General features: G+C 70.7%; 13 protein-coding genes. 7 read left to right on the forward strand and 6 right to left on the reverse strand.

The window, feature by feature from the left end; translation table 11 throughout:
* Positions 1-34: 34 nt before the first annotated feature.
* Positions 35-1,021: a hypothetical protein gene (locus ACFYMC_RS20225; RefSeq protein WP_388526968.1), complete on the reverse strand. Its 987-nt coding sequence runs from the start codon at positions 1,019-1,021 to the stop codon at positions 35-37.
* Between the two features lie 229 nt (positions 1,022-1,250).
* On the opposite strand from ACFYMC_RS20225, the gene ACFYMC_RS20230 reads away from it, so the two are divergent.
* Both ACFYMC_RS20230 and ACFYMC_RS20235 read left to right on the forward strand, forming a co-directional pair.
* On the forward strand, positions 1,251-1,688 hold the full coding sequence (locus ACFYMC_RS20230) for a DUF4442 domain-containing protein (RefSeq protein WP_388527136.1): 438 nt from the start codon (positions 1,251-1,253) through the stop codon (positions 1,686-1,688).
* A 211-nt stretch (positions 1,689-1,899) separates the two neighbouring features.
* Positions 1,900-2,565 (forward strand): DedA family protein, encoded by a 666-nt coding sequence (locus tag ACFYMC_RS20235; RefSeq protein ID WP_388526971.1) that lies wholly within the window; start codon positions 1,900-1,902, stop codon positions 2,563-2,565.
* A gap of 69 nt (positions 2,566-2,634) precedes the next feature.
* On the opposite strand, the gene ACFYMC_RS20240 is transcribed toward ACFYMC_RS20235, so the two are convergent.
* Positions 2,635-4,029 carry a cation:dicarboxylate symporter family transporter gene (locus ACFYMC_RS20240; RefSeq protein WP_388526974.1) on the reverse strand — a complete coding sequence of 465 codons (1,395 nt, stop codon included), beginning with the start codon at positions 4,027-4,029 and terminating at the stop codon, positions 2,635-2,637.
* 114 nt (positions 4,030-4,143) lie between these two features.
* On the opposite strand from ACFYMC_RS20240, the gene ACFYMC_RS20245 reads away from it, so the two are divergent.
* On the forward strand, positions 4,144-5,754 hold the full coding sequence (locus tag ACFYMC_RS20245) for an ATP-binding protein (protein ID WP_388526977.1): 1,611 nt from the start codon (positions 4,144-4,146) through the stop codon (positions 5,752-5,754).
* Complete coding sequence (locus ACFYMC_RS20250; protein ID WP_388526980.1) at positions 5,751-6,446, forward strand: response regulator; 696 nt, start codon at positions 5,751-5,753, stop codon at positions 6,444-6,446. Before ACFYMC_RS20245 ends, ACFYMC_RS20250 begins: the two co-directional genes overlap by 4 nt.
* A 30-nt stretch (positions 6,447-6,476) precedes the next feature.
* On the opposite strand, the gene ACFYMC_RS20255 is transcribed toward ACFYMC_RS20250, so the two are convergent.
* Positions 6,477-7,019 carry a gamma carbonic anhydrase family protein gene (locus ACFYMC_RS20255; RefSeq protein ID WP_388526983.1) on the reverse strand — a complete coding sequence of 181 codons (543 nt, stop codon included), beginning with the start codon at positions 7,017-7,019 and terminating at the stop codon, positions 6,477-6,479.
* 131 nt (positions 7,020-7,150) lie between these two features.
* Here ACFYMC_RS20255 and ACFYMC_RS20260 point away from each other — a divergent pair, with 131 nt between their 5' ends.
* Positions 7,151-7,921, forward strand: a complete 771-nt coding sequence (locus ACFYMC_RS20260; protein ID WP_388526986.1) for an acyltransferase — start codon at positions 7,151-7,153, stop codon at positions 7,919-7,921.
* 20 nt (positions 7,922-7,941) lie between these two features.
* Here ACFYMC_RS20260 and ACFYMC_RS20265 read toward each other — a convergent pair whose 3' ends face one another.
* A complete protein-coding gene (locus tag ACFYMC_RS20265) occupies positions 7,942-8,811 on the reverse strand; it encodes an EamA family transporter (RefSeq protein WP_388526989.1) in 870 nt (289 codons plus the stop codon).
* Between the two features lie 92 nt (positions 8,812-8,903).
* Between ACFYMC_RS20265 and ACFYMC_RS20270 the strand changes: the two genes are divergently transcribed.
* A complete protein-coding gene (locus ACFYMC_RS20270; protein ID WP_388526992.1) occupies positions 8,904-9,476 on the forward strand; it encodes a helix-turn-helix domain-containing protein in 573 nt (190 codons plus the stop codon).
* A 35-nt stretch (positions 9,477-9,511) separates the two neighbouring features.
* On the opposite strand, the gene ACFYMC_RS20275 is transcribed toward ACFYMC_RS20270, so the two are convergent.
* Positions 9,512-9,919, reverse strand: coding sequence for a CoA-binding protein (locus ACFYMC_RS20275; RefSeq protein ID WP_388526995.1), 408 nt, complete (start codon positions 9,917-9,919; stop codon positions 9,512-9,514).
* Positions 9,920-10,018: 99 nt separating this feature from the next.
* Here ACFYMC_RS20275 and ACFYMC_RS20280 point away from each other — a divergent pair, with 99 nt between their 5' ends.
* Positions 10,019-10,651 (forward strand): YigZ family protein, encoded by a 633-nt coding sequence (locus ACFYMC_RS20280; protein ID WP_388526998.1) that lies wholly within the window; start codon positions 10,019-10,021, stop codon positions 10,649-10,651.
* A 22-nt stretch (positions 10,652-10,673) separates the two neighbouring features.
* Here the strand turns inward: ACFYMC_RS20280 and ACFYMC_RS20285 are convergent, their stop codons facing one another.
* Complete coding sequence (locus ACFYMC_RS20285; RefSeq protein WP_388527001.1) at positions 10,674-11,735, reverse strand: enoyl-CoA hydratase/isomerase family protein; 1,062 nt, start codon at positions 11,733-11,735, stop codon at positions 10,674-10,676.
* Positions 11,736-11,835 lie beyond the last annotated feature (100 nt).

Consider the following 11,835-nt stretch of genomic DNA (forward strand, 5'->3'; position numbering starts at 1 on the left):
GCGGGGACGGCGGGGACTACCCGGTGGTCTCGGGCTACGGGACGGTCGTCAGCCGCACGGTGGTCAGGACCTTCTGGATGGTGCTGTCGGGCAGTTCGGCGGGTACGTCCTTGGGGGCGTGGAGCACCCAGCTGACGAAGTCTCCCTCGGCGTTCTTGAAGCTGAAGGCGAAGGCCTTGCCGTCGGTCGCGCACCGGTGGTCCTTGCGCACCCCGGTGGCGGTGGCCGTCGCCAGGTGGCCGGTCAGGCCGGATGCCGTGCTGTACGGCACGGCGGAACTGGTCCTGACGGTGCCCTTCGGCGCGCGCTGCGCGTACGGCGCCCAGGCCCAGTTGCCCGCTTCGCTGCGGGCCGCTTCGGCGGTGCTCTTGGCGCCCATGCCGCCCTTGGTGCCGGCTGCGGCGAGGCTGTGGCTCTCCTCGTAGCCGTTCTCGTCGGCGTCCACCACGCACCACTTCTCCTCAAGTGCCGCCGGTCCGGACATGCTGACCACGGGGCGCCCCCCGCCTTCCTCCTCGATGCCCCAGGAGGTGCCCGAGCCGAAGACCTTCCAGCCAGGCGGAACGTCGAAGGCGGTGCCGTACTTCGGGTTCACCACCACCTTCCAGCCGGTCACGGAGGGGCGTAGCGAGGTGTCGGGGCCGCCGCGCGGGTTCGTGGTGGGGGCGGCGGCTGGCCCGGTGGCCCGGAACGTGGGGGAGGACCCGGCTCGACTGCCGCCTTCGTCGCCACGATGAGTGAGGACTACGGCTGCGGTGGCCGCGGCGACGAGGAGTACGGCGGTGAGCGCGAGCACGGCGACCGTGGCGGTGGAGAGTCCGGCGCGGCGCTGCGGGGGCCCGGCGACGGCTGTCGGCGGTGGTGGACCGGGCCAGTGGGGCGGGAGCGGTTGTCGGTACGGGTTGGGCTGCCCCTGGCCGGTAGGTGGGTACGCGTAGGCGGGCGGTTGCTCGACCGCCGCCGGCTGTCGGTAGGGGTTGGGCTGCCCGTGTTCCGGTTGGTGGTACGGGTTGTGCGCCACGGGGTGGGCGGGTCGCTGCGGCCAGGGTTCTGGCTGGTCGCGCCGAGGTTGCTGGAGGCGAGGGGCTCGCCCCGGTTCTGGTGGGTTCTGCTCGCCCTCGGGCGGTTGCTCTCCTGGCCCCATGGCGGACAACGATAGAGGGCGTCGGCGGCGGGGGGCCGGCCTGGTGTCGGTGAGGGTCTGGCCACAGTCGCTACCCGCGGGTAACATCGTGCCCATGAGTGCTGAGATGACGACCGGCGAACTCCTCGCCGCCACGGTTCCCATGGCCGCCACCTTGAACCTGGAGTTCCTGGAGACCACCCCGGAACGGGCCGTCGTCCGGCTGCCCGACCAGCCCGCGTACCACAACCACATCCAGGGCCCCCATGCTGGCGCGATGTTCACCCTCGCGGAGTCCGCCAGCGGAGCGATCGTCCTTGAGGCGTTCGGCTCCCAGCTCCAGCGCGCGGTCCCGCTCGCGGTCAAGGCCGAAATCGTCTACAAGAAGGTGGCCAAGGGAGTGGTCACCGCCACCGCCACCCTCGGCCGCCCGGTCGACGAGGTGGTAGCCGAGCTCGATGCCGGTGGTCGCCCCGAGTTCCCCGTGACCGTGCTGATCCAGCGCGAGGACGAGGCCGTCACGGGTGAGATGACCGTCATCTGGACGCTCCGCCCGCACGGCTGAGGGCGCCGCCGGCGCTACGGCAACGACTGCCGGACGACCCGGTGCGGGAAGTGTCCGGTGCATGGGCCGGCGCCGCTCCTTGACGGCTGCACGCCACCGGTCGTTCCTGCCCTGTGTCGGCGCCGGAACGACCCGGTAGGCTTCCCGCCGGTGCGCCACTGGGCGCAAGAGGGCGATATCCGCCCAAGGGGAGCAGCAGGAGGCAGCGCCGGTGCACGTGCAGGAATGGCTTGAGACCGTACCCGCGGTCAGCATCTACGCGCTCGTGGGACTGGTCATCGCACTGGAGAGCCTCGGCATCCCGCTGCCCGGCGAGATCATCCTGGTCAGCTCCGCGCTCCTGGCCTCCCAGCACGGCGACATCGACCCGCTGGTGCTGGGAACCTGCGCGACCGTCGGTGCGATCGTGGGTGACTCCATCGGCTATGCGATCGGACGCCGCGGTGGCAAACCGCTGCTCGATCGACTGGGTCGACGGTTCCCCCGGCACTTCGGTGAAGCCAACATCGCCGTGGCCGAGCGCTCCTTCGAGAAGTGGGGCATGTGGGCCGTCTTCTTCGGTCGCTTCGTCGCCCTGCTGCGCATCTTCGCCGGCCCGTTGGCCGGGGTCCTCAAGATGCCGTACTGGAAGTTCCTCACCGCGAACGTCCTGGGGGGCATCTTGTGGGCCGGCGGCACGACCGCCGTCATCTACTACGTGGGCGTGGTGGCCGAGGCCTGGCTCAAGCGCTTCTCCTGGCTGGGGTTGGTCCTCGCCGTGCTGTTCGGTATCGGCTCGATGCTGATGCTCAAGCACCGCGCGAAGAAGGCCGCTGCGGCAAGGACCGAACCCGCCCTGGAAGGGGAAGCGACCCAAGGCGCGGTCACCCGGGGCTGAGGGCCCCCACCGCGACCCCAGGGGGTGAGGGCCCTGCGTCTCCTGACCCGGATGCCGCGCCGCGTTCCGTCAGGGGGTCCGGGAGACGGAGGCCGGTTCCCGGCCGCCGGAGTCCCGGGCGTCCGGCACCACTTCGGTGGTGAGGGCCCCGCCGCTGGGCGCAACGGGCCGGAGGTCTTCGTCCAGCAGGGTCCTCTCGTCGAAGGGGATCTCGCCGGCGAGCACCAGCGAGGCCCGCTCCCGGTCGATCTCGCCGGTCCAGGTGCCCATCAGTACGGTCGCCACGGCGTTGCCGGCGAAGTTGGTCAGGGCACGGGCTTCGCTCATGAAGCGGTCGATCCCGACGATGAGCCCCACGCCGTCGACGAGTTCGGGGCGGTGCGACTGGAGGCCGCCGGCGAGCGTGGCAAGGCCTGCGCCGGTTACCCCGGCAGCGCCCTTCGAAGCGACGATCATGAACAGCAGGAGAGACACCTGTTCGGTGACCGCCAGCGGGCTGCCCATGGCCTCCGCGACGAATAGGGAGGCCATGGTCAGGTAGATGGCCGTGCCGTCCAGATTGAAGGAGTAGCCCGTCGGCACCGTGATGCCGACGACGGGCCGGGAGACACCCAGGTGCTCCATCTTCGCGATCAGGCGGGGCAGCGCAGACTCCGAGGAGGACGTGGACAAGATCAGCAGGAACTCCCGCCCCAGGTACCTGAGCAGGGCGAAGACGCTCATTCCGGCGCACAGTCGCAGCAGGGTGCCCAACACCACGAAGACGAAGAGCAGGCAGGTGGCGTAGAAGCCGACCATGATGACGGCCAGTGACTTCAGCGCGTCCATGCCGGTGGCGCCCACCACGGCGGCGATCGCCCCGAAGGCACCCACCGGCGCCACCCACATGATCATCGCCAGGACGCGGAAGACCAGCTTCTGTAGGTGCCCGATGCCGCGCAGGATCGGCTCCCCCGCGGCTCCCATGGCCTGCAGCGCGAATCCGCACAGCAGGGCCACCAGCAGGGTCTGGAGCACTTTCCCGCCGGTGACGGCCGACACCAGTGTGGTCGGGATGATGCCGAGGAGGAACTCGACGGTCGACTCGGATCCTCCGCTCCTTGCCTGCGCCTCACCGGCGTCGCGTACCGCCTCGGTCAGGTGCAGGCCGCTGCCCGGTTCCAGGAGGTTGCCCACGACCAGGCCGATGCCCAGAGCGACGGTGGACATCACCATGAAGTAGCCGAGCGCGAGACCGCCTACCGCGCCGACTTTGGCGGCCTTTCGGACGGACCCCACACCGAGCACGATCGTGCAGAAGATGATGGGTGAGATCATCATCTTGATCAGGTTGACGAATCCGGTTCCGAGCGGCTTGAGTTCGACGGCGACACCGGGCGCGGCGAACCCCGTGACGATGCCGAGTGCCACGGCGGCGATCACCGCGAGGTAGAGGTAGTGGGTTCTGTCCCGTTGAGCGGTCACGGTGGTCCTGCCTTTGGAGAGCGGGGTCAAGGTGCTGCTCGAATATCCATCTCGTGATGACGGCGGTCACCCTTGCGTTCATTTCGTTCCCGTCCGGGGGGCAGACTGACCGCCATGTTCAGCCTCTTGCGACCGCGCAGCCTGGCCGGCCAGCTCTTCGTGATGCAGGCCTTCCTGATCGTCGTCGTGGTCGCCGGGTGCGCGGTCTTCGGCTATGTCATCGCCCGCGGCCAGGCCCGGGAGGCAGCCAGACGGCAAGCCGGCGCCGTGGCCCGGGCCGTGGCCGATTCCCCCTCGGTCAAGGAGGCCGTGCGCCAGGCGCAGCCCTCCCGCAGCCTCCAGCCGTACGCGGAGCGGGTCCGGGTGCACGCCGGCGTGGACTTCGTCACGATCATGGATCCGGCCGGGCGCCGCTGGACGCATCCCGATCCCCACCGGATAGGGGAGCGGTACCTGGGCAACACCGCACCAGCACTGGCCGGCCGCACCTTCAGCGAGACCTACACCGGTACCCTCGGGCCCTCGATCCGTGTCATCACGCCCATCCGTGAAGGTGGTCGGATCACCGGGCTCGTCAGCTCGGGCATCACCGTCGCCGCGGTGAGCGATCGGCTCGCGGGCCGACTGGCCGCGCTGGCCGCCATGGCGGCGGCTGCCACGGCGATGGGGGGTGTGGGCACCTACGTCGCCAACACCCGCTTGCGACGGCACACCCACGGTATGAACGCCGCCGAGCTCAGCCGGATGCACGACTACCACCAGGCGACCTTGCACGCAGTACGGGAAGGGCTGTTGATGTTGGACGGTCAGCGGAAGGTGCTGTTGATCAACGACGGTGGTAGGGAACTGCTGGGGCTGCGCGAAGTGGACCCCGACCGGATCGTCGGGCGTGGGGTGGCCGAACTGGACCTGCCCGCGCCGTTGACGGGAGCCCTGCTGGCCGCCGAACCCCGGGTGGACGAGGTACATGTGACGGCCGAGCGGGTGCTGGTGCTCAACAGCTCGCCGGTCTCAAGCGGAGACCGGAGAGGATTCGTGGTCACCCTGCGGGACCACACCGAACTCCAAGCGCTGACCGGAGAGCTCGACAACGAGCGGGGCTTCACCCGGGCCCTGCGCGCGCAGGCGCATGAGGCGGCGAACCGTCTCCACACCGTGGTCTCCCTGATCGAACTGGGCCGGGCCGAAGAAGCGGTGGACTTCGCCACCGAGGAGCTTCAGCTCGCGCAGGCGCTCACCGATCAGGTGGTCGGTGCCGTGGACGAGCCGGTTCTGGCCGCCCTCCTGTTGGGCAAGGCAGCACAGGCGCACGAACGGGGGGTGGCGCTGTTGGTGACGCCACAGACCAGGGTTCGTGCCGTCAGGGGCGAACCACCGGGCCCCCTGCTGACCCGCGACCTGGTGACGATCCTCGGCAATCTGATCGACAACGCGGTGGACGCCGTCACCGGGCGCCCCGGTGCCCGAGTCACCGTCACCGTCGACACGGGCGAGCCCGGGCACGGCGAACTCCAGTTGTGCGTGGCTGACAACGGCCCGGGGATCCCCGCCGCCGCCGAGGTCTTCAGGCGCGGCTGGTCCGGCAAGGGGCCGGGGCGCGGGCTCGGCCTGGCGCTGGTCCAGCAGACGGTGCACCGCCACGGCGGATCCGTGCGGTTCCGTGAACCATTGGGCGGCGGCGCCGAGTTCACGGTCACTCTGCCTTCGGCGCGGGGGCCGCGATGAGCCGGCGAGTGCGGGTGCTCGTCGTCGAGGACGATCCGGTGGCAGCCGCCGCGCACGCGCTCTACGTGGACCGGGTGCCCGGATTCCAGGTCGTGGGCCAGGCCCACTGCGTCTCCGAGGCGCGGCGACTGCTGGACCGGACCGAGGCGGACCTCCTGTTGCTGGACCTCTACCTGCCGGACGGCCACGGGCTGAGGTTCGCCCGTGGCCTGCGCGCCGAAGGACGAGCGGTGGACGTGATCGTCGTGACTTCCGCCCGTGATCTGGCGGTGGTGCGCGAGAGCGTGTCGCTGGGCGTCGTGCAGTACGTGCTGAAGCCGTTCGCCTTCACCACGCTACGTGACCGACTGCTGCGGTACGCGCAGTTCCGGTCCGTGACGGGCGAGGCCAGTGGCCAGGACGAGGTGGACCAGGCGCTCGCCGCCCTGCGCGCGCCCCGACCCGCCACCTTGCCCAAGGGGCTCAGCGCCCCCACGCTGGGGCGGGTTGTCGCGGCCCTGCGGGCCGCCGCGCCCAAGGGGCTGACGGCCACCGGGGTGGGCGCCGCGGCCGGCCTGTCGAGGATCACTGCCCGCCGCTACCTGGAGCACCTGGTCGACACCGGCCGCGCCGAGCGAAGTCCGCGGTACGGCCAAGTGGGGCGTCCCGAACTGCACTACCGATGGCTCGCCCGGGTACTCAACGAGAGCTGACGTGCCCCGCCCGGCTGTTCCCCGGCTCCGTCAACGGGACTCGGAGCCTTCGGCGGGCTCTTGATGCCGCATGGCCAGCTCCGTGTACATGGCCGCGTTGAGCTTGATGCCTTCTCGCTCCTGCGCGGTGAGTTCGCGCCGGACCTTCGCCGGTACGCCGGCCACCAGCGAACCTGGCGGCACCTGCATTCCTTGGGGCACGAGGGCCTGGGCGGCCACCAGCGAGCCGGCTCCGATCACCGCCCCGTTGAGGACGGTGGCGCCCATACCGATCAGGCAGTCGTCCTCGACCGTGCAGCCGTGCACGACCGCGTTGTGGCCGATGGAAACGCGCTCCCCGATGGTCACCGGGAAGCCGGGGTCCACATGCAGCGTGCAGTTGTCCTGGACGTTGCTGTCCGCGCCCAGTGTGATCGGCCCGCAGTCGCCGCGCAGCACTGCCTGGTACCACACGCTCGCACCCGCGGCGAGCGTGACCTCGCCGACGATGACCGAGGTGGGGGCGGCGAACGCGGTGTCGTCCAGTTTCGGGTGGTGACCCGAAACCGCTGCGATATGTGCCTGGTCGCTCACCGGTGACTCCGTTCGTATGCGTGCCGCGCCGAGTGCACCGTATGCCACCGGCCGGCCCGGGTAGGTCGCTGGGGCGAAGATCACAGGTTGTCCGCCGCGCCCCGGGTGCTGGCTACGACTACCGTGGCTGAGTGCCGAGAAACCGAAACACGTTCTCATCCCTGACGGCCTGGCGGCGACGGGCCGTCTCCCGCGCCGTACACCGGGGCTGGCAGTGGTTGCAGGACGCGGGGGCCGTCACGGCGCGGACGCCGGGGCGGCTGCGCTTCGGCCGGATCGGCCAGGGCACCCGTTTGGCCTTCCCCCAGGGCACTGTCTTCGGCGAACGCTGGATTCACCTCGGCGACCACTGCATCATCGGCGAACAGGTCACCTTGACCGCGGGCATGATGCCCGACCTGGACCTCGGCTCGGACCCGGTGCTGGTCCTCGGCAACGGAGTGGTCCTCGGGCGCGGCAGCCACGTCATCGCCGATGTTCGGGTGTCCATCGGTGACGACGTCTTCTGCGGGCCCGGGGTGTACATCACCTCCACGAACCACAGCTACGACGATCCCCACCAGCCCATCGGGCGCCAATGGCCGCGCAGCGCGCCGGTGGACATCGGCCCCGGCTGCTGGCTCGGCACCGGCGCGGTGATTCTGCCCGGGGCGCGGCTGGGCCGCAACGTAGTGGTGGCGGCAGGCGCGGTCGTCCGGGGCGAGGTGCCCGACCACACGGTCGTGGCCGGGGCGCCGGCGCGGCCGGTGCGTCGCTGGGACGCGGAGCACGGCTGGCAACCCCCGCTGCGCACTCCCGCGCCGCTGCCGATTCCGGAGGGGGTCACGCCCGCCCAACTGCGTGCCCTGGCCGAGCACGAGGGTTCGGCCCGGCCGGTCCCGGAGGGCGGCTCCATGGCCTGAGGCGCCCGGCGGCGCCCCGGTCAGCCGGCGGCCAGGAGAACCGTCCCTGCAAGGGCCAGGCCGGCGCCCGCCGCCTGTACCGCCCGCAGTCGCTCACCCAGGACGGTGCGTGCGGCGATCGCCGTGGTCAGCGGGTAGAGCGAGGCGAGTACCGCGGCCATGGTGACCGGACCGGACTGGGCCGCCAGCGAGTACGTGCCGTTCGCGGCCACATCGGCGAGTCCGACGAAGGCCAGGGCGGGCGCTGCGGTCCACAGCAGCCGCACCCCGTCAGCGCCCTCGGGCAGCGCGGGCCGGCCCCGCCGTACCGACGCCCACAGGGCGGCTCCGCCGACGGCGACGTTGGTCACCCGTTGGACGAAGAGGGCCAGGAAGAGGCCGTTCAAGGTGGTCGAGGCCTCCGAGATTAGAGCCATGACCGAGCCGAACCCGAAGGCGGCTACCAGGGTGAGGGTCAGTGCCTTGCGTTGCACGGGAGCGCCGCGCAGTTCGGGGCCGCCGGCCAGGACGATGCCCATGACCGCCACGACGATGCCGGCGAACTGCAGGAGTCCGGGGCGTTCGCCGAGGGCCAGGCCGGCGCCGATGGGGACGATCACGCCCAGCGAGCCCAGCGGTGAGACCACGCCCATGGGGCCGAGGGCGAGCGCCTTGTAGAAACAGAGCATGGCCACCGGGCCGACGACGCCCGCGCCGACGGCGAACCACAGTTGGTCGCCGGCCTCCGACCAGGCCCCGGTGGCCAGGACGAGAGCGCCGAGTACGGGTACGGCGATGACCTGCGAGGCCACCACCACGGTGAGCGCCGGCATCCGCCGGGTGAGCAGGCCACCGCCGAAGTCGGCCAGGCCCCAGAGCAGGGCGGTGGCCAGAGCGAACACGGCGGTCATGGAAGCCTCGCAGTACTGTGGGATGAACGATTCAGTACACCAGACAGTAGTGCAGTAAAGCGAACCGAAGCATCTAAAATATTGGACGGAATGTGTCGGACCTCGACCAGCTCACCCAGTCGCTCGCCCGGAACCTGAAGCGCCTACGCGCTGAACGGGGCTTCACCCTCGATGCGTTGGCCGCCCGCTCCGGCGTGAGCCGCGGCATGATCATTCAGATCGAGCAGGCGCGCACCAACCCCAGCGTGGGCACCACCGTGAAGATCGCCGATGCCCTCGGGGTCAGCATCACCGCCCTGTTGGACTACGAACAGGGTCCCCACGTCCGGTTGGTCCCCGCAGACCAGGCGGTGCGCATGTGGTCAACCCCCGCCGGCAGCAGCACCCGGCTGCTCGTGGACGCCGCGAAGCCCGGCCCCCTGGAACTGTGGGCCTGGCTGCTGGCCCCCGGCGACCGCAGTGAATCAGATCCCCACCCCGAGGGAACGGCCGAGCTCCTGCACGTCACGGCGGGCACCCTCACCCTGGTCGTGGACAGCGTCGAACACCTCGTCCCCGCCGGCACCTCGGCGGCCTTCGAGGCGCATCTGCCGCACTCCTACCGAAACGACGGAGCCGACCCGGTCGAGCTGACCATGGCGGTCTCCGTTCCGCCGCCGACCTGAGGCGACCCACACCCGAGACGCTCAAGCGAGAGGGCTCAAGCGAGCGCGGGGATCTCGATCGCCGGACAACGGTCCATCACCATGTCCAGCCCCGCCGCCCGGGTCCGGGCCAACGCGTCCTCGTCCCGCACCCCGAGCTGGAACCAGACGGCCTTCGCGCCCACGGACACCGCCTCGTCGGCCACTTGGCCGGCCAACGCGCTGTTGACGAAGACGTCGACCACGTCAACCTTGAAAGGGATCTCCGAAAGCGAGGCGTACCCCGGCTCGCCGTGCACGGTCTCGGCCTTCGGGTGGACGGGCACGATGCGTTTGCCGTAGCGCTGAAGGACCCGCGCCACCGAATACGCCGCGCGGTTCGAGTTCGAGGAAAGACCCACCACCGCCCAGGTGTCGCCGAGCTCAGTGAGGATCTTCTGGATCGTCCGCGGGTCTTCTTGCACCTGGCACCCCTCAAGTCCGCCGGGACCCGCCGAACCGGCGGGCACACCCTGGCAACGGCCGAGGACCGGCGGGGATTCCCCGGGCCGTAGGGTGGGCGGGTGAAGGCAGACCAGTACACGACGGTCGCCCGCAAGGGCGTGCACGAGTCCGAGATCAACCGCTCGCGCTTCCTGTGCGCGCTCGCCCCCGCCGCCACCGAGCAGGAGGCGCAGGACTTCATCGCCGCCGTCCGCAAGGAACACCCCACCGCCACGCACAACTGTTTCGCCTACGTCATCGGGGCCGGCGCCGAAGTCCAGAAGGCCAGCGACGACGGTGAGCCGGGCGGCACGGCCGGGGTACCGATGCTCCAGATGCTGTTGCGTCGCGAACTGCGCTACACCGTGGCCGTGGTCACCCGCTACTACGGCGGGGTCAAACTCGGCGCCGGAGGGCTGATCCGAGCGTACGGGGGTGTGGTCGGTGAGGCGCTCGACACGGTCGGCACCCTCACCCGGCACCGCTACCGACTCGCCACCGTCACCGTTGACCACCAGCGGGCCGGCAAGGTCCAAAACGACCTGCGTGCCACCGGGCGGTCCGTCCGCGGCGTCCGGTACGGGGAGGTGTCCGTCGCCATCGACATCGGCCTGCCGGCAGCCGACGTCGACGCCTTCCGCACCTGGCTCGCAGACGCCACCGCCGGCTCCGCCGAGCTGGAACTCGGGGGCGAGGCGTACGGGGAGGGCTGAGCCCGCTCCCTGCCAGTTCCCGTCACCGACTGGTGGGCGTCAGCGAAAGGGGCTGACGCACCTGAGCGAAGTACCGCTCCACATCGGCTTCCGAGACTTCCTGCAACGTCGCTGGTGACCAGCGCGGAGACCGGTCCTTGTCAACCACCTGCGCGCGCACGCCCTCGGCGAGGTCCGGGCCGCTCAGGGCGGCCGAGGACACCCGGAAGTCCTGATCCAACACCTCTGGAAGCGACCGGGCGTCCCGGGCCCGCCGCAGCGCCCTCAAGGTCACCGAGACCGCCGTCGGGGAATGGGTGAGGATCCGCTCCGCGGCCTCCTTCGCCTGGGGTTCCCCGCATGAGTACAACCGGTCGACGATCTCCGGCACCGAGTCGGCGGCGTAGCAGGCGTCGATCCACTCGCGGTGTTCCGCCAAGCCGGCCGCCGGCGGCTCCGCAGCGAAGGCGAGCAGCGCCCCGGCCGGCTCCGACTCGGCAAGTGCCGCCCGGAAGTCCGGTAGCACCGCCGTCGGGACGAAATGGTCGGCGAACCCGCACCACAGGGCGTCCCCCGCGGACATGGATCGCGCCGTCAACGCCAGGTGCGTGCCCAACTCGCCGGGCGCTCGGCTGAGTAGATACGTGCCGCCCACGTCCGGCACGAAACCGATGGCCACCTCGGGCATCGCCACCTGCGAGCGCTCCGTCACCACGCGCACGGAGCCGTGCCCGGACAGGCCGACGCCGCCGCCCATCACGATGCCGTCCATCAGGGCGACCCACGGCTTGCGGTAGGAGGCGATCCGGGCGTTGAGGCGGTACTCGTCCCGCCAGAAGTCACGAGCCGCGGCGCCGTCCAGGAGGCTGGACTCGCGAATCGCCCTGATGTCCCCACCCGCGCACAGCCCGCGCTCCCCGGCGCCATCCAGGACCACCGCCACTACCTGGTCCCGGTCCTCCCACTCGGTGAGCGCCATGTCGATCCGGCGCACCATCGCGTGCGTGAGGGCGTTGATCGACCGCGGGCGGTTGAGCGTGATCCAGCCTGATATGCCGGTTCGGTGGATGCGTACGGGCCCGTCGGCCTCGGGGTCGGCGCTCATGCGGCTGAGCATACGAGAGAGCCCTGCCTCGGTGATCGCAGATATGGGCGCGACCACACCTGCGTCCGGGTTAGCGTGGAGGCTGCGCAGACGGGCGGCA

Origin of the sequence: Streptomyces sp. NPDC006879, from assembly GCF_042869595.1 — a bacterium.
Lineage (GTDB): Bacteria > Actinomycetota > Actinomycetes > Streptomycetales > Streptomycetaceae > Streptomyces.